Here is a 17,602-nt window from a genome sequence, read left to right on the forward strand (position 1 = left end):
GGTGGCGCAGGTGAAGGCCCGGCAGTTAACGGGTTTTGCCCCGTTGGGAAAGGAATTTCTGGGCAGATCCGCTATGCAAACGGAGGATTTGGGCGCAAATGGCGTATTTGCGCTGATTTAGCAGGGTGAAACGCGCGGAGAGCGCTGTGAATGCGGGGGCGGTTAGCCGGCCAACAGCCCGCGATAGATTTTAACCAGTGCCTCTGCCTCTTGTTCGATCCGGCAGTGGCCATGGGCATGGGCGCGGGCGGCTTCGCCCCATTTGGTGCGTGTGGCGTCATCATCCAGCAGGGCTGCGGTGGCGGTTGTCATCGCCTCCAGATCCTCCACATCCACCAGCGTGCCGGTTGTGCCGTCTTGCACCAGCTCCTCAAACGCGCCGGCGCGGGTGGCGACGACGGGGCTGCCGCAGGACATGGCCTCTAGCGGGGTAAGGCCGAAACCCTCCCAGCGTTGCGGCGCGATATACAGATCCAGCGCCTTAAACCAGCGCGAGATGTCCCAATGCGGATCCTCCGGCAGGAAGAGGAAGCGATTCTGTAGGCCCGCATCCTCGACCTGTTGTTTCAGGCCTGCATGGAACTCTTTGAACTGGTCGGTGACGCCGCCCATCATAACGGCGGTCACATTGGGGCGACTGGGCAGCAGATCCAGCATCATTTGAGTGAAGAGATCGTTGCCTTTCTGCGGACGGATGCGCCCGAAACAGCCGACCAGAATTTGATCCTCCGGCAGGCCCAGTTCACGGCGCAGTTCGGCCTTGTTTGCAGCAGGCGCAAAGAGGTCAGTGTCAATACCGTGGTGGATCACCTGATTGTCCACCTCCAGAAAGGCGGCGGAACGGGCAGAGGTCGCCACCACACAATCCATCCGGCGCAGCATCCGTTTGGTGAACTTGCTGTGCACCCGCTGCGCGGCAGAGGTGAACATCAGCTTCAGGTTCTTGCGAAACACATGTTTCAGGACCAGACCTGCCAGCATTTCGTTGTTGCGCCGGGCGTGCCAGACGCGAGGGCGGCTATCCATGGTGACAAGGGCGCGGCTGGGCACTTGTGGCACGTTTTCGGGCACCGTCGGGCCGGTGCTGACAATCGCGATGTCACGTGCCTGCAGGGGCACCAGCCGGAACACGGTGGAGGTGACGCCGGACATCCGTTTCTTGAAATTTGGGGCGATGACGTCAGTGTCGGAAAGGCTGGCCATAATAGGATCCCTGCGCGGTAGCGCGTAAAGGTGCGAGTTTCTTCCGTCTTTAGCGCGGTTTCAAGAGCGCTGAAAGCTCCGATATCATCTGGTCCAGTCCCTGCATCTGCCCCTGGGCAAATTGATGTGCGGCGGTTGCGCGGCGTTGCAAATCCTCGGGGGTCTCCAGCAGGTACTGCAGCGCCTGTGCGAGGGTGGTGTCATCTTGCACCTCAACTGCGCCACCGGCGGCATGCAGGGCCGGATAATCCTCGGCAAAGTTGGCATAAAGCGGGCCATGGATCACTGCCGCGCCTGCATGGGCGGGTTCATAGGGGTTGTGGCCGCCCACAGGGGAGAGCGATCCGCCAAGGAAGACCAGCGGCGAGAGGCTGTAAAAAAGCCCCATTTCCCCCAGCGTATCGGCCAGGTAGACCTGACCGCGTGGCGGCTCTTTGCGGCTGCGGCAGCTGTGGCTGAGGCCAGTGTTTGCAATCATCTGCTGGATGTCAGGCGCACGTTCGGGGTGGCGCGGCACCAGAACCAGCATCAAGTCCGGGGTCTGCTCCAGTAGCTTGCGATGGGCCTCCAGCACCACGCGCTCCTCCCCAGCGTGGGTGGAGGCGGCAATCCAGACCGGACGCGGACCGATCTGGGCGCGCAGCGCTTCCAACGCGTCCTGCGGTACTGGCAACGGCTCAGCGGCAGATTTCAGATTTTTGCCACGGGCGCAGCGCTCAGGGGGGGCGCCCAGTGACAGGATTCCATCCAGCGTGGCCTGATCCTGTGTGCGGATCAGCGCAAAACGATCAAGAAGCAGCCGCGCTGTTTGGGCGAAGCGTCCCCAGTTGCGCAGCGATCCCTTCGAGATGCGCGCGTTCAGCAGGGCGACAGGGCAGATTGCGGCGGTGCGCACAACCATTTGCGGCCACAGTTCACTTTCGATGAAACAGGCCAGATCAGGCTGCCAGTGTTTCAGGAACCGCCGCATGGCGCTGCCACTGTCTAAGGGGGCAAATTGGTGCAGGCAGCGCGGTGGCAGGCGGTTTGCCACAATCTGGGCCGAGGTCGCGGTGCCGGAGGTCAGCAAAAACTGCGCATCAGGATGGCGTTCGCCCATCACGTTGATCAGCGTCAGGGCAGAGAGGCTTTCCCCCACCGATGCTGCATGACACCAGATCAGTTTGCCATCAGGACGTGGCAGGCTGGCGTAGCCCAGCCGTTCGCGCTGCCGCGACTTCGTCACTCCGGCATCCTCCAGCTTGCGGGCGATCTTGCGATAGGCCAGCGGCACCAGAACGGCGGCCAGACAGCGGTAGAGCTGAAAGGTCAGGGTTGGACGCAGGTGCGGCGCAGTAAATTGTGAGGGCATAAAGCGTCCTTAGCCGCCTGTGTGACTCATATGTCGGGACATTTTACCAGCGACATCCTGACGGGAGTAGTCGAAATCATGCCCCTTGGGTTTCAGCCCGATGGCGGCGCGGATCGCCTCATAGAGGGGCGCGTCATCGTCAGGGGTGTTGCGCAGCGCCGGGCGCAGATCCTGCCAGCCCTCTTGACCCAGACAGGTGTAAATCTCCCCTGTGCAGGTCAGGCGTACGCGGTTGCAGCTTTCACAGAAGTTATGGGTCATCGGGGTGATGAAGCCGACCTTCTGACCGCTTTCTTCTAGCCGCACATAGCGCGCTGGCCCGCCAGAACGTTCTGCCAGATCGGTCAACTGATATCGCGTTGCCAGCTGGTTGCGCAGATCGGTCAGGGGCCAATATTGGTCCAGCCGGTCCTCATTGCCGATATCACCCATCGGCATCACCTCGATAAAAGTTAGGTCCATATCGCGGCTGGCACACCAGTTCACTATGTCGAACAGCTCCACATCGTTGAACCCTTTAAGGGCAACCGCGTTGATCTTGACCCTCAGGCCAGCGCGTTGTGCGGCATCAATGCCGTGCAGCACCTGTGTCAGGCGGCCCCAGCGGGTGATGTCGGCAAATTTCTGATCATCCAGCGTGTCGAGGGAGATGTTCACCCGTCGCACGCCAGCGGCATAGAGGTCATCTGCGTATTTTGCCAGTTGTGATCCGTTGGTGGTCAGCGTCAGTTCCTTCAACGCGCCGGTTTCCAGATGCCGCGACATTGCATCAAAGAATGTCATGATGCTGCGGCGCACCAGCGGTTCACCACCCGTGATGCGCAGTTTCTCCACACCCATATCGATGAAGGCGCTGCACATACGGTCCAGTTCCTCCAGCGTCAGAAGGTCCTTTTTCGGCAGGAACTTCATGTCTTCGGACATGCAGTAAACGCAGCGGAAATCGCAGCGATCCGTGACCGAGATCCGAAGGTAAGTGATCGCCCGGGCAAAGGGGTCGATCAAAGGGGGGAGAGTGGTGTTCATGAAGGGAAACTAAGCCTGACACAGGGGCGCGACAAGGGGCAGAATGTGCGAAACCTCCGCACCTTTGTTGAAAGCGTAGGCAATAGGGCGTAGCGTGAGGGCATGAAACAGCTTGCGTTAATGATTTTCCCCGCCGTTTTTCTGACCGCCTGTGATCAGGTGCCGTCGGTGTCGAACTTGACGGATCGTCCTTGGCTGCGCGAAGGTTCACTCAGTACGCCCCAGACGACAGAACGCCTGCCTGAGACCCCGGATGTAGAGGTGGCATCGCTGCCTGATGAGGAAACAGCCTCCCCACCTGTGTCTTCTGCGGCGGGACAGCTTGGCCTTACGGTCGCCTCCCTTGGGGATGCGACGCGGGAGGGCTTTTGGATTGAAACCCCACTGGTGTCGTCGCCGCAGCGGGGCAAGGTGCGTTATCCCAAAACGGGGCGTGAAGTGAAAGTGGATCTGATCCCACGCAGCGGCGCCTCTTCGGGTGGCAGTTCGCTGTCATTGGGGGCGATGCGGTTGTTGGACGTGCCACTGACCGCGCTGGCAGAGGTTGAGGTCTACGTTGAATAAGTGTCCCGCCGCAGCGGAGAGCAGCCTGATCCGGGCGTGTGCGCCAACACTTTGCCGATGCGATCTTACTGCTGCTCTTTTAGGGTACGCGCCAGTATGGTGATTGCTCCCTGAACGGATTTAGGCGGCGAGCCCCCAAAAGGATGAAGGGCATAGATTGGCGTCGGTACTGGGGTTTGAGACGCACAGAGGCTGACCAACCGCCCTGCAGAGAGATCATCGGCAATTGCCACATCCGGGAGCAATGCCAACCCCAGACCCGCTCGCGCAAAAGCGGCGACAGCTTCCACGGTGTTTCCATGGAGGGCCGGGCGAAATTGCACATCTGGCGACGGGTCTGGATTGTTCTTGGTCTCAGTATACGGAAGCGTATGTTTGACGATCGCGCCCTCGCGCCGATGGGCAACATAGGGCAGGGTCTGCACCCAACTGACAAAACCCGGATCGCTGCGTGATGGTGCCTCTTCCATCAAGTGTGGCGCCAGACAGAGAATATCGCGTAACGTACCAATGCGCCGGGCGCGCATGGAACTGTCGGGAAGCGGGCCAACGCTGATAGCTAAATCAATACCTTCGGCAATCAGATCCAGTCGGCGGTCTTCGGCAATGACATGCGGGCGCAGGTCCGGGAACCGCTGCCGCAGCTTTTCCAAGGCGGGCGCGACGACCGTCGAGATCAACGCATGGGGCGCGGTCAGGGTGATCGGTCCTGAGATTGCAGCGCCGTAGCGTTCCATTTCACGTTGGGTCTGATCGGCCATTCGCTGCATGGCGCGACAGGTGTCATAGTAATGTTGCCCCGCTGGTGTCAAAGACAGATGGCGTGTTGAGCGCACTGCCAGTTGCAAGCCCAGCTCAGCTTCCAATCGTTTCAAATTCTGACTGACAGCAGATTTTGCCAGTCCCAGCATATGTGCTGCGCCGGTAATGCTGCCGGCGTCCACCACCGCAAGGAAGCTGAGATGAAGGGGGGATAACATAGGGATATCTGTTCTACTCATGTGAACATTCATTTCACATATTGCCCTCTATTTGAACAGTCGGGGTGTGAATAGTCTGCTGTCTATCAGATTGCCCACGGTCGCAACAGCGGACGCGGGCCTATATAAAGGACTCTCTCATGTCGTTGAAAACCACCTATGGTGCACCTGCCATCCTTACTGCCGCAGCCCTTTGCGCTGCGCTTTTCGTACCGCTGTCCAGTGTTCAGGCCGAAGAAAAGGCCGCCGCCCCGGCGGCTCGTGCGATCGCCGAATATGAACTGAGCAAGGCCGTTGCCGCAGCCAGCCGCGAATGGCGGGAGGCGTTTAATCGTGGTGATGCGGCTGCGGCGGCAGCGATGTACGAAGAGGATGCGGTGATGGTTGCCGCGCCCTTTGGCACCTTCACAGGACGTGCGGAAATTCAGGCTTTCTGGGAAGGTCTGGTTCAGGGTGGCTATGACGACATCATTTATCGCAATACGCAAACGGTTGTGGCAGGTGATCTGACATCGGCCGTTGTGTCGGCGGACTGGGCGATGAACAATGCCCATGGCGTGATCACCCATGAATTGTGGGTGCTGCAGCCGGATGGTACTGCACGCCTGCGCGAGGACCACTTTGAGGTGGCACAGTAAGCACCAGCTGCTTTCCCGTCGCCTGTTGGCCCATACAGCAAGGACAATGAAAGGTCTCATATGTGCACCCTTGATACGTTGACATTAAAGGTTCGCGATCCCGACGCGTTACGACAGTTTTATTGCGATGTTCTGGGTATGCAGGATCAGCCTGCGGGCGCTGTGGGTTACGGCGGCGGGCAATGCGCCCTGCGGTTTGAACAGGGGGCTGCACTCTATGAAGCGCAGCCCACCGACACCTATTGGAAGATCGCGCTGTCCGTGCCCGATATCGAACTGGCCGTGCGGCAATTGCGCGACAAAGGTATCAATGTGTCCGACCCGCGCCAGTTCCGAGATGTGGGCTATTTGGCGCATTTTTCTGACCCCGAAGGGTTTGCGATAGAGCTTATTGATCACTGGTTTCAGGGGGATCGTCCTGCAAATCATACGATTGGCGCAGGTTTGGGCGGTGGCGCACATCTGTCGCTGATCACCCTGCGCTGCGCTGATATTGCGGCACTGGAGCCAAAGGTACTGGCACTGGGATTGCGGCCCTATTCGGTGCAGCCGGTCACGCCCTATGGCTTCACTCTTTATTTCTATGGAAACCCTGACCATACGCCGCCGTCTGCGGATCTGAGCGCGGTAGAAAACCGTACCTGGACCTATCAACGCCGTGAAACGGTGTTGGAACTGCAGCATCGTGCGGACGGGCAGGTCACCGATGCAGTTGAGGGTGAAATCGGATACGCCGGTTTGCAGCTGGCGGGGGCGACATCAGGAGAAGGTATTGGACCCCTTGGGATCACCCTGATCTGATCCATCTGACCTGAGATAGCAGCAGGGGCGCAGGACAATAAGGTGGTTGTCCTGCGCGGCTTGCTTATTTCTTCTTTTTCTTTTTGCCCAGACGCAGACCGCCGCTGTTCAGCGCCTCGCAAGAGGCCTCAGCCCCATTTTCGCAGGCGTATTCCATCAAGCGGGTGCCTTCTGCGCGATCCCGATCAACCCCTTCGCCGAGACGGTACATCGTGCCAAGGTGGCCACAGGATTCAAAAATGTTGCCATCACAGGCCTTGTGGAACAGTGCAGCTGCTTTGGTGTAGTCTTTATCGACATGTTCGCCGTTGTAGAACATCAACCCAAGGTTGTCGCAGCCTTGTGGCGATCCCAGATCGCAGGCCTTGGTGTAGAAGTGGTGGGCTTTAACCAGATCCACCTCGACGCCTTTGCCTTGTTTGTGGGCGTAGCCGACGTTCACGCAGGCATCAGGGTCTTCGGCTTCGCACACCCCTTCAAACAGACTGAGCGCTTTCAGCAGGTCTACCTCGACCCCTTGGCCAGCATTGTAGGAAAGGCCAAGGTTATAGCAGCCCGCGTTGTTGCCGCGTTCACAGGCTTGGGCGTAAAGCGCTGTGGCTTTGACCACGTCCTGTGCCACACCCTGACCGTTTTCATGGGCATAGCCAAGCGCGGTGCAGGCGCTGCCATGATTGTAGTCGCAGGCTTTCTTGAAGGCAGTCGCTGCGGCGACGAAATCTTGTTCAGTGCCTTCACCACGACGCATGCGGAACCCATATTCGGCACAGCTGAACGCGTAATCCAGATCGCAGCTTTTGCCGTAATGCGTGGTGGCAAGCCTCTGATCCTCGTCAACACCCTTGCCGTGTTCGTACATGAAGGCGAGGAACTTGCAGCCGCGCCCATCGTTTTGATCGCAGGCATAGGCATATATCGACGCCGCCTGCGCATTGTCTTTTTCCACGCCGTGGCCGCCTTCATACATCAGTCCGATGGCCGTACAGCCGTTCATCGACCCGTATTTGCAGCCGATATCGTAAAACTGCAGCGCCTTGTCATAGTCCTGTTCGGTGCCTTTGCCGTTTTCGTGCATCCAGCCAAGGTTGGTGCAGCTGCCGCTGGAGCCCAGTTCGCAGCCTTTTACGTAGTAGCTGACCGCTTGGGCTTCATCACGTGGTGCGTCGTTAGATTCGACCAGCGAATAGCCGATGCGCTGACAGGCCCAGCCGAGGCCGCCGGTGCAGCCGGTGTCCAGATAGGGGCGCGCCGCGACAGGATCATAGGTGCCGGCCCAACCGGCATCCAGAATCAGGCCGGTTTTGGCGCAGCCATAGGCATCGCCAGCGTCACAGCCCTGTAGGTAGTATTTCGCGGCGGTTGGGTAGTCCTGCGGCAGGATCTCATTGTAGCTGAATACATCGCCCAGCTCGGCACAGGCAGCGCCATCTGCCGCGGCGCATTGCTGTTGCAGGGTTTTCACAGCATCGGGCAGTTCGGTGGCGGCTTGGCTGTCCTGTGCGCTGGAGGGTTGTGGCGCGGCCCAGAAGGTCCCAATGGCGAGGGCAACCGCTAGCATTGATCGGATCGAAGCGTGTGTCATTGAATGCTCGTTTATTTAGTCTTTTAAGTCGCATAGCAGGTGCTGATGCACTGCCGAATGAAAATGCGTATGTGCGGTGAACAACCTTAGTTTGTTTTTTATGTCAACCCTTTGGCGAGTGCTTCTGCTGCCCATTTCCAATTTGCTGTTTCCCTCCCACAAAGTGGGCGCGCAGAATGTCGTTTCTCTGCTGGGTTTAGGGCGGTCTGCATCGATACTATTTTTACCGGCGCCATGACCGACCACCCAGAGGATAACCATGTCCGATTTTCAGCCCGCCATCATCACGGGTGTCTGTCTCTATGACGTGTTCTGGCTTGCAAGCATCGGCTGCCCTCATCTTCGGCGCACCGTATGGAAAATCAGGCAGAGCAGGCAAGTTGAGGGGGCGTCGCTGCGACGGCGCATGGCGGACTTTGCCTTGATCGCGCTGTCGGCGCGACATGCCAAAAGCCCCACCGAAACTGGCGGGGCTTTGCAATTCGAACGCTTAGCTCAGCGGTTCATCGGGCAGGTCGGCGACGTCCGGCCCGTCCTCTTCTGGCCCCTGTTCCACCCACTCCGGTCGCGGCTGCTTGGCGGCGGCGCCTTCGGGTTTCGGGGGCAGCAGTTTGCCAGCCTCTTTGCGGGCAAAAGGCTTCATCATCTTGCCGTGTTCGCGCAGGAAGGCGATGACCCGGTCTGCGTCGTGTTTACTGAGGTCACGCAGCCACCATGCGACGGATTTCTGGATGAACCATTCGGGATCGTTCACATAGCCTGCCGCCCATGTCAGCACCCGCTCGCGGATCTCCAGATCCTGCGGTTTGGGGTTGTTCTGTTTGGTCCAAGGCAGGGTGATTACCATCGCCGCACGCCGCGTCCAGTGATCGGGCGAAGATGTCCACGCTTCGACTTCATCCAGGCGGCTGGGATCGGCGGCCACACGTTTTTGACCGGCCATCATGGCATGGTCCGCAATGGCCCAGCTGTCCAGATCCACAACCCATGACTTGATCAGATCCCATACCGGCTGATCGTCTTTGATGCGCGCCTGTGTCAGCAGTTTGGCAGCCACCACACGGCATTCAAAGATGTTGCTGTCCCAGAGCGCGCGCGCCAGTTCAACGCGCCCCTCTACATCCAGACCTGTGCGCCATTCCTTGGCCAGATCATTCAGCACAGGGTTCGGCACGCCAAGATATTCGCGCGGCACCTTGTGGTAGTCCGCCATGCCTTCGGCGCGGCCGGGTTCAATATGGGATTTCAGCGCGGCCAGCGCCTCGTCATAGGTCATTCAACAGTCACCGATTTAGCCAGATTGCGCGGCTGGTCCACATCGGTGCCTTTGGCGACCGCTGTGTGATAGGCCAGCTGCTGTGCAGGCACCGCGTATAGGATGGGGGCCAGCACGGGGTCAATGGCCGGCATGGCGATCGACTGCCACGTGTCTGCACCAGCCTCGGCCACACCTTCGTGGTCAGAAACCAGCATCACCTTGCCCGCCCGCGCCATCACTTCCTGCATGTTGGAGACGGTTTTATCAAAAAGACCATCGCGCGGCGCCAGCACCACAACCGGCATATGTTTGTCGATCAGCGCGATTGGGCCGTGCTTCAATTCGCCGGAAGCGTAGGCTTCGGCGTGTATATAGCTGATTTCTTTCAGTTTTAGTGCGCCTTCCAGCGCCAGTGGGTACATCAGACCACGGCCAAGGAAGAGAACATCGCTGGCCTCAGCCACTTTCTGTGCGGCAGCTTCAACCTGCGGTTCCTGTTCCAGCGCGGCATTCAGTGTGCCGGGCAGAGCACGCAGACCGGATAGCAAATCCGCGATGCGTTCGGCGCTCAGCGTGCCGCGTTGTTCGGCCGCTTTCAGCGCCATCAAAAGCAGAACGGTCAATTGACAGGTAAACGCTTTGGTCGAGGCTACGCCAATTTCGGTGCCCGCCAGAATCGGCAGCGCCAGATCGCTTTCCCGTGCGATGGAGCTTTCGGGTACATTCACAACGGACAGGATCTTGTCTGCTTTGCCTTCGCAATAGCGCAGCGCCGCCAGTGTGTCGGCGGTTTCGCCGGACTGGCTGACAAACAGTGCGACGGACCGGGCGGGGATCGGTGGTTCGCGGTAGCGGAATTCCGATGCGATATCGACCTCAACCGGCATCTGCGCCAGTTGTTCAAACCAGTATTTCGCCGTCAGACAGGCGTAGAAGGCGGTGCCGCAGGCGACCATGGTCATGCGGTCGATCTTGGTAAAGTCGATCTCTCCTGGCAGCGCAACAGAGGCGCCATCGTCGCTGAGGTAATGGCGCACTGCCTCGCCGATCACGCGGGGCTGTTCGGCGATTTCCTTCGACATGAAGTGTTTGTGGCCACCCTTGTCGACGCGGGCATCTTCCAGCTGGATGGTGCGCATCTCGCGGTTGGCCAGTTCCCCCTGCGCGTCGCGGATCACGAGCGAGGTGCGGGTCAAAACGGCCCAGTCGCCTTCTTCCAGATAGGTGATCTTGTCGGTCATCGGGGCCAGTGCGATGGCGTCGGAACCGACAAACATCTCCCCCTCACCATGACCAATCGCCAGTGGAGATCCCTTGCGGGCGGCGATCATCAGGTCCTCTTCGCCCTCAAACAGGAAAGCGAGTGCGAAAGCGCCGTCCAGTTTCGCCAGCGTTGCCTCTGCCGCATCCACGGGGGCAAGGCCGTCGGCCATGAACCCCTGTGTCAGAAGTGCAATGGTTTCGGTGTCGGTATCGGTGTGAAATCCAATGCCTTTTTCTGCCAACTCAGCGCGCAGTTCACGGAAGTTTTCGATGATGCCGTTGTGAACCACCGCCACAGGGCCAGCCTGATGTGGATGAGCGTTGGTGATCGAGGGTACGCCGTGGGTGGCCCAGCGGGTGTGGCCGATGCCAGATTTTCCCGCCAGCGGTTCATGGACCAGAAGGTCTGACAGATTCACCAGTTTGCCCATCGCACGGCGTCGCGCCAATGCGCCGTTGTTGACCGTGGCGATGCCTGCGCTGTCATAGCCGCGATATTCCAGCCGTTTCAGTGCATCCACCAGAATGGGGGCCGCTTCGTGGTTTCCCAGTACTCCTACAATACCGCACATGTTACTGGTTCCCCTCGGTTTTATCAGCGGCTTTTGCCGCGTCGCGCTTGGCCTTCTTGGCCATCAAAATGTCATAAAGCTTGCTGGCAAAGCCCGCTTTGTTCTCTTGGCGCGCCCGGGCGACAGCCAGCGCATCTGCTGCGACGTCTTTGGTGATCACCGATCCCGAACCAGTCATCGCGCGGTTGCCGATTTTGACCGGTGCCACCAGCATTGTGTTGGATCCGATGAAGGCGTGATCGCCAATTTCGGTCCGGTGTTTCAGCACACCGTCGTAGTTGCAGGTGATGGTGCCCGCGCCGATGTTCGTAGCAGCGCCCACTGTCGCATCTCCGATGTAGCTGAGGTGATTGACCTTGGCCCCTTCGTCCAGAAGCGCGTTCTTCACCTCGACAAAGTTGCCGATACGCACCTTTTCGGCCAGTTCGGCACCAGGGCGCAGGCGGGCATAGGGGCCGACTTGCGCGCCTTGGCTGACATGGCAGCCTTCAAGGTGGGAGAAAGCGCGGATCTCTGCACCGGATTCCACGGTCACACCGGGGCCGAAGATCACGTTGGGTTCAATCACCGTGTCGCGTCCCACGAATGTGTCATGGGCAAAGAACACGGTTTCCGGCGCCTGTAGAGTCACACCATTTTCCAATGCCTCAGCGCGGGCGCGGGCCTGAAACAGTGCCTCTGCCTGTGCCAGTTCTGTGCGCGAGTTAACGCCAAGTGTTTCAGACGCGTCGCAGGTTACAGCGGTGGCGCTGAGGTTGCGCTCTTTGGCGATGGCCACGATGTCGGGCAGGTAGTATTCGCCGGCCGCGTTGTCGTTGCCAACTTGATCCAACAGGTCAAACAGGACCGCGGCATCCGCCGCCACAAGGCCTGAATTGCACAGGGTGATCGCGCGTTCTGCTGCTGAGGCGTCCTTATATTCGACAATGCGGTGTAGCTGGTCACCCTCCATCACCAGACGGCCATAGCGGGCGGGGTCCGCCGGTTCGAAGCCCAGAACAACCACGTCATGTTTTTCGCGTGCTTCAACCATACGGGCGATGGTGTCGGGCTGGATGAAGGGGGTGTCACCATAAAGGACAATCACATCGCCTTCGAAACCTTGCAGTGCGTTGCGCGCCTGCAAAACCGCATGGCCGGTGCCCAGTTGTTCGCCCTGAATGACAACCTCTGCCTCGGGCGCCCATGTCTCCACAGCACCACGCACCTTATCAGCACCGTGGCCGGCGACAACAACCAACCGCGACGGGTTCACCGCTGCACCAGAGGTGATTGCATGCACCAATAGCGGCGCACCTGCGACCTTGTGCAAAACCTTCGGTAGGTCGGACTTCATCCGGCTGCCCATACCGGCGGCCAGAATGACAAGTGCTGTGCTCATGCGATCCTCAATTACAATATATTTACGTTAACCTTATCGGGCCAGTTTTATCCGGTTTGGCAAGCGTTGCAACCTGCCAATGGTCACTTGTCATTGCGTATTGCAATATGACGTGGCACGACTTGCGCGAATAGTTGCCAAAATTTGAGTGGGGCGCGTTGATGAAAACCGTTATTTTTGATCTGGACGGCACCTTGGCGGATACCAGCGGTGACCTGATTGCCGCAGCGAATGCCTGTTTCCGCGAAATGGGGCATGGGGATGTTTTGGATCCTGTGGTGGATGCTGAAACCGCTTTTCACGGTGGGCGCGCGATGTTGACGCTGGGGTTGACGCGGCTAGGGCATGGTGATGTGGCGGCTGAGGTTGAGCGGTGGTATCACTCGCTGCTCCGCCATTATGAGGCGGCGATTGACGTTCACACCACGCTTTACCCCGGTACAATGGAAGCTGTGCGTGCGTTGAAAGCCGCCGGTTACAAGGTCGGCATCTGTACCAACAAACCTGCAGGTCTGGCTGAAACCCTGATGACCCGTTTGGGGGTGCGCGGGGAATTTGCGTCCCTCGTTGGGGCGGACACATTGCCAGTGCGCAAACCTGATCCCGCGCCATTGGTTGCGGCGGCGACCCGCGCTGGTGGGGATCCTAAACAGTGCGTGCTGATCGGGGATACGGTGACCGATCGCAAAACGGCTGCGGCGTTGGGTGTTCCCTGTATCCTCGTCACATTCGGCCCATCCGGGCGCGGGGTGGAGGCGTTGCAGCCCGAAGGGTTGATTGATCACTATGACGGCCTGCTGGCAGAGGTCGTGCGCCTGCTCGGCACGTCAGAGGTGCCCGCATGAATGTGGACAGCGGCGAGGTTTTTACCGGCAACTTCACCCAACAGGAACCGATCCCAGAAGAGGCGATCGAAGCTGCGGTTGCGGTGATGCGATCAGGGCGCCTTCACCGCTATAATGTGGCAGAGGATGAGGCGGGGGAAGTTGCGCTTCTGGAGCAGGAGTTTGCTGCCGCAATGGGCAGCAAATATGCGCTGGCCCTGGCATCGGGGGGCTACGCGCTGGGCTGCGCGCTGAGGGCGCTTGATGTGCAGCCCGGTGATAAGGTGTTGACCAACGCCTTCACCCTTGCCCCTGTGCCCGGTGCGATTGCCGCCGTGGGCGCGGTGCCGGTCTTTATCGGCGTGACCGAGGATCTGACCATTGATCTGGAGGATCTTGAGGCCAAGGCGGATCAGGCGGATGTGCTGATGCTCAGCCACATGCGCGGCCACTTATGTGACATGGACCGGCTTATGGCGATATGTAACGCGCATGGCATCCGTGTGATTGAGGATTGTGCACATACGATGGGTGCACGCTGGAACGGGCGGCTCAGCGGCACCGATGGGATCATCGGCTGTTATTCGACCCAGACCTATAAACACATGAATTCCGGCGAGGGGGGCTTGCTGATCAGTGATGATCCGCAGGTGATGGCGCGGGCGGTGATGCTGTCGGGGTCCTATATGCTTTACGACCGTCACCTCGCAGCACCTGATCCGGCGTGTTTTGCGACGGTGAAGTATGACACGCCCAATGTTTCAGGTCGAATGGATCATCTGCGGGCGGCGATCCTGCGTCCGCAGTTGCGCGATCTGCCGCGTCAGATTGACCGCTGGAACCAACGTTATCGTATGGTGGAGGCGGGGTTGCAGAACATATCTGGCCTGACGGTGATCAAGCGTCCTGAGGCTGAAACCTTTGTTGGCTCCTCCATTCAGTTCTTGCTGCTTGATTGGTCGGGTGACGCGATCAATGCCGTTTTGCACCGTTGTGCTGCCCGTGGGGTGGAACTGAAGTGGTTCGGCGGTGCCGAGCCAACAGGTTTTACCAGTCGCTACGACAGCTGGCGCTATGTAGACAGCGCGCCTATGCCGGCCAGTGACCGCGTGCTCAACGGCATTCTGGATATGCGCCTGCCGCTCACGTTCTCGCTGGAGGATTGCGCGCTGCTGGCCCGCCTTATCCGCCAAGAGGTCAGCGCGGTGTTTCAGGGGGCTGACAGTTAAGACGTCTATGCCTCCAGCGGGGATATTTTGGGAATAGTGAAAGCCCTGTGAGGCGCGTGTGGTGTCCGGCGCGCTTGACGCGACTCATTTTCTGCGTCATTTATTGAACAAGTGTTCATTAATTGCCGTGGGAGGGGCGTGAGCATGTTCAACGCTGTGATGAATTTTGATCTGGGTGAAGACGTTAACGCGCTGCGTGATATGGTGCATCGGTTCGCGCAGGATCGGGTGAAGCCACTGGCCACACAAATTGATGCGACCAACCAATTCCCCAATGAACTGTGGCGCGAAATGGGCGATCTTGGCCTTTTGGGTGTGACAGTGCCTGAGACGTTTGGTGGCGCAGGCATGTCCTATCTGGCTCATGTGATCGTGGTCGAAGAGCTGGCGCGCGCCTCTGCCTCTGTCTCGCTGTCCTATGGCGCACACTCGAACCTTTGTGTGAACCAGATCAAGCTGAACGGCACGGATGAACAGCGCCAGAAATACCTGCCAGGGCTGATCAGCGGCGAACATGTGGGCGCTCTGGCGATGTCTGAACCCTCTGCCGGATCCGACGTGGTGTCGATGAAGCTGAAGGCGGAAAAGCGCAACGGTTACTATGTTCTGAACGGCAGCAAATACTGGATCACCAACGGGCCGGATGCCGACACATTGGTGGTCTATGCCAAGACCGACCCAGAGGCGGGATCGAAAGGCATCACTGCCTTTATCGTTGAAAAATCCATGACCGGTTTTTCGACCAGCCCGCATTTTGACAAGCTGGGCATGCGCGGGTCGAACACAGCCGAGCTGGTCTTTGAAAATGTTGAGGTGCCATTTGAAAACGTTCTGGGCGAGGAGGGCAGGGGCGTGCGCGTTCTGATGTCTGGCCTTGACTATGAACGTGTGGTTCTGGCCGGTATCGGCACCGGCATCATGGCCGCCTGTCTGGATGAGGTGATGCCCTACATGGTCGAACGTAAGCAGTTCGGTCAGTCGATCGGGGATTTCCAGCTGATGCAGGGCAAGATCGCCGATATGTACACCAAGATGAATTCGGCCCGGGCCTATGTCTATGAGGTGGCCAAAGCCTGTGATCGGGGTGAAGTGACGCGCCAAGATGCGGCGGCCTGTTGTCTCTATGCTTCGGAAGAGGCGATGGTTGTGGCACATCAGGCGGTGCAGGCCTTTGGCGGCGCGGGCTTCCTTTCTGACAGTCCGGTTGCTCGCATTTTCCGTGATGCCAAGCTGATGGAGATTGGTGCTGGCACCTCGGAAATCCGTCGGATGCTGGTGGGGCGCGAATTAATGAGTGCGATGCGCTAAGCAGATGTTGCCGCGCGTTGACAGTTACGGGGCGCTTTACCGCGATTTCCGCTGGCAGGTGCCTGAACGCCTGAACATGGCCGTGCAGGTCTGTGACGATTGGGCTGCGCGCGCGCCGGATCGGGTGGCGATCCGCGATGTCTCCTCTGGCGCGGCGGAGGTGGTGACCTATGGGTGCTTGCGCCAGATGGCGGATAGTCTGGCGCATCAACTCGTAGCGCACGGCGTGTCGCGTGGCGACCGTGTGGGTGTGTTGCGCACGCAATCGGCATGGACCGCGGCAGCCCATATTGCCTGTTGGAAGATCGGCGCCATTTCGATTCCGTTGTTCAAGCTGTTCGGGGTGGAGGCCTTGCTGACACGGCTGGAGGATGCGGGTGTTGGTGTTGTTATTGCAGACCCCGACGCCACCGAGGGGCTGGTCGAGTGGTTGAAAGGCGCGAACCGTCAGGCATTGGTGGCCGAAGAAATCACGCTGACCGATCAGCCGTTTGAGGCCGCAGACACAGACGCTGAAGATCCCGCCGTTTTGATCTATACCTCCGGCACCACAGGATCACCCAAGGGTGCGCTGCATGCACACCGGATGCTGATCGGCCATCTGCCCGGCGTTGAAATGAGCCATGATTTTCTGGGCTCCGAGGGGGATTGCATCTGGACGCCTGCGGATTGGGCGTGGATCGGCGGACTGTTTGATGTCTTGATGCCCGGTCTTGCGCTGGGCGTGCCAGTGGTGGCGACGCGGATGGGCAAATTTACCGCTGATGAATGCCAGAGAATTATCGCCGCAGGATCGGTGCGCAATGTCTTTTTCCCGCCAACCGCGCTGCGCATGCTGAAGGCAGAGGGCGCGGTCATCGCCGGCCTGCGCACGGTCGCCAGCGGCGGCGAACCACTGGGCGCCGAAATGCTCGACTGGGGGCAGGAAGCCTTTGGTGTGGCGATTAACGAATTTTATGGCCAGACCGAATGCAACATGGTTGCGACGTCCTCTGGCGCGCTGTTTGAGGCGCGGCCCGCCTGCATTGGCAAGCCTGCACCAGGGTTTCAGATCGCCATCCTCGACGATCAGGGGCAGGTGACGCAAGGCGAGGGCGAGGTTGCGATTAAACGCGGCGCGGCCTCGATGATGCTGGGCTATTGGAAACGGCCTCAGGAGACTGAAGCGAAGTTCATCGGCGACTGGATGCTGACCGGGGATCGCGGCATGTGGGACGGTGATTTCCTGCGTTTTGTGGGGCGGGAGGATGATGTGATCACCTCCGCCGGCTACCGCATTGGGCCGAGCGAGATTGAGGATGGGCTGCTGAAACACCCCGCCGTGGCGACCGTGGGTGTGGTTGGCAAACCCGATCCGCTACGGACCGAGATCGTGAAGGCCTATGTGGTGCTGAAACCGGACTTCGCGGCATCAGACGCTTTGGCTCAGGATCTGCAGGCCTTTGCCAAAACCCGCATCGCTGCGCACGCCTATCCGCGTGAAATCGCCTTCCTAAGCGAGCTGCCAATGACCGTGACTGGCAAAGTCATTCGTAAAAAGCTGAAGCAGCGCGCGTCGGAGGAAGGGAAATGATCATTCCGTCCCCGATCGCCGCCATCACTGCCTGCGCGATGCAACACGG

At 59.3% G+C, this 17,602-nt stretch carries 15 protein-coding genes; 7 read left to right on the forward strand and 8 right to left on the reverse strand.

Annotated elements, in window-relative coordinates:
- Nucleotides 1–162 precede the first annotated feature (162 nt).
- The 3 genes from MHM86_RS14325 to moaA are packed head-to-tail and all read right to left on the reverse strand — an operon-like array spanning nt 163 to nt 3,580.
- Nucleotides 163–1,203 (reverse strand): glycosyltransferase family 4 protein, encoded by a 1,041-nt coding sequence (locus MHM86_RS14325; protein ID WP_239200755.1) that lies wholly within the window; start codon nt 1,201–1,203, stop codon nt 163–165.
- A gap of 49 nt (nt 1,204–1,252) precedes the next feature.
- Nucleotides 1,253–2,554: a 3-deoxy-D-manno-octulosonic acid transferase gene (locus MHM86_RS14330; protein ID WP_239200757.1), complete on the reverse strand. Its 1,302-nt coding sequence runs from the start codon at nt 2,552–2,554 to the stop codon at nt 1,253–1,255.
- A 9-nt stretch (nt 2,555–2,563) separates the two neighbouring features.
- Nucleotides 2,564–3,580, reverse strand: a complete 1,017-nt coding sequence (gene moaA / locus MHM86_RS14335) for a GTP 3',8-cyclase MoaA (protein ID WP_239200759.1) — start codon at nt 3,578–3,580, stop codon at nt 2,564–2,566.
- A gap of 102 nt (nt 3,581–3,682) precedes the next feature.
- Here moaA and MHM86_RS14340 point away from each other — a divergent pair, with 102 nt between their 5' ends.
- Entirely contained in the window at nt 3,683–4,144 is a 462-nt protein-coding gene (locus MHM86_RS14340) for a hypothetical protein (protein ID WP_239200761.1), read from the forward strand.
- A gap of 65 nt (nt 4,145–4,209) precedes the next feature.
- Here the strand turns inward: MHM86_RS14340 and MHM86_RS14345 are convergent, their stop codons facing one another.
- Entirely contained in the window at nt 4,210–5,157 is a 948-nt protein-coding gene (locus tag MHM86_RS14345; protein ID WP_239200762.1) for a LysR family transcriptional regulator, read from the reverse strand.
- A gap of 107 nt (nt 5,158–5,264) precedes the next feature.
- Here MHM86_RS14345 and MHM86_RS14350 point away from each other — a divergent pair, with 107 nt between their 5' ends.
- Nucleotides 5,265–5,762: an SgcJ/EcaC family oxidoreductase gene (locus MHM86_RS14350; protein WP_239200763.1), complete on the forward strand. Its 498-nt coding sequence runs from the start codon at nt 5,265–5,267 to the stop codon at nt 5,760–5,762.
- 60 nt (nt 5,763–5,822) lie between these two features.
- Nucleotides 5,823–6,563 (forward strand): VOC family protein, encoded by a 741-nt coding sequence (locus MHM86_RS14355; RefSeq protein ID WP_239200764.1) that lies wholly within the window; start codon nt 5,823–5,825, stop codon nt 6,561–6,563.
- A 64-nt stretch (nt 6,564–6,627) separates the two neighbouring features.
- Here the strand turns inward: MHM86_RS14355 and MHM86_RS14360 are convergent, their stop codons facing one another.
- The 4 genes from MHM86_RS14360 to glmU form a co-directional block, all read right to left on the reverse strand.
- Nucleotides 6,628–8,145 (reverse strand): SEL1-like repeat protein, encoded by a 1,518-nt coding sequence (locus MHM86_RS14360; RefSeq protein WP_239200765.1) that lies wholly within the window; start codon nt 8,143–8,145, stop codon nt 6,628–6,630.
- Nucleotides 8,146–8,635: 490 nt separating this feature from the next.
- On the reverse strand, nt 8,636–9,421 hold the full coding sequence (locus tag MHM86_RS14365) for a DNA alkylation repair protein (RefSeq protein ID WP_370644167.1): 786 nt from the start codon (nt 9,419–9,421) through the stop codon (nt 8,636–8,638).
- A complete protein-coding gene (gene glmS, locus MHM86_RS14370; RefSeq protein WP_239200766.1) occupies nt 9,418–11,238 on the reverse strand; it encodes a glutamine--fructose-6-phosphate transaminase (isomerizing) in 1,821 nt (606 codons plus the stop codon). The genes MHM86_RS14365 and glmS overlap by 4 nt, the downstream gene beginning before the upstream one ends.
- A 1-nt stretch (nt 11,239) precedes the next feature.
- Nucleotides 11,240–12,619, reverse strand: coding sequence for a bifunctional UDP-N-acetylglucosamine diphosphorylase/glucosamine-1-phosphate N-acetyltransferase GlmU (glmU, locus tag MHM86_RS14375; RefSeq protein WP_239200767.1), 1,380 nt, complete (start codon nt 12,617–12,619; stop codon nt 11,240–11,242).
- 161 nt (nt 12,620–12,780) lie between these two features.
- Between glmU and MHM86_RS14380 the strand changes: the two genes are divergently transcribed.
- The 4 genes from MHM86_RS14380 (at nt 12,781) to MHM86_RS14395 (ending at nt 17,553) form a co-directional block, all read left to right on the forward strand.
- Nucleotides 12,781–13,464: an HAD-IA family hydrolase gene (locus MHM86_RS14380; RefSeq protein ID WP_239200768.1), complete on the forward strand. Its 684-nt coding sequence runs from the start codon at nt 12,781–12,783 to the stop codon at nt 13,462–13,464.
- Complete coding sequence (locus MHM86_RS14385; RefSeq protein WP_239200769.1) at nt 13,461–14,672, forward strand: DegT/DnrJ/EryC1/StrS aminotransferase family protein; 1,212 nt, start codon at nt 13,461–13,463, stop codon at nt 14,670–14,672. The genes MHM86_RS14380 and MHM86_RS14385 overlap by 4 nt, the downstream gene beginning before the upstream one ends.
- A gap of 144 nt (nt 14,673–14,816) precedes the next feature.
- Nucleotides 14,817–15,980 carry an isovaleryl-CoA dehydrogenase gene (locus tag MHM86_RS14390; RefSeq protein ID WP_239200771.1) on the forward strand — a complete coding sequence of 388 codons (1,164 nt, stop codon included), beginning with the start codon at nt 14,817–14,819 and terminating at the stop codon, nt 15,978–15,980.
- 4 nt (nt 15,981–15,984) lie between these two features.
- Entirely contained in the window at nt 15,985–17,553 is a 1,569-nt protein-coding gene (locus MHM86_RS14395) for an AMP-binding protein (protein WP_239200773.1), read from the forward strand.
- Nucleotides 17,554–17,602 lie beyond the last annotated feature (49 nt).

This window comes from Thalassobius sp. Cn5-15 (assembly GCF_022347685.1).
Taxonomy (GTDB): domain Bacteria; phylum Pseudomonadota; class Alphaproteobacteria; order Rhodobacterales; family Rhodobacteraceae; genus Thalassobius.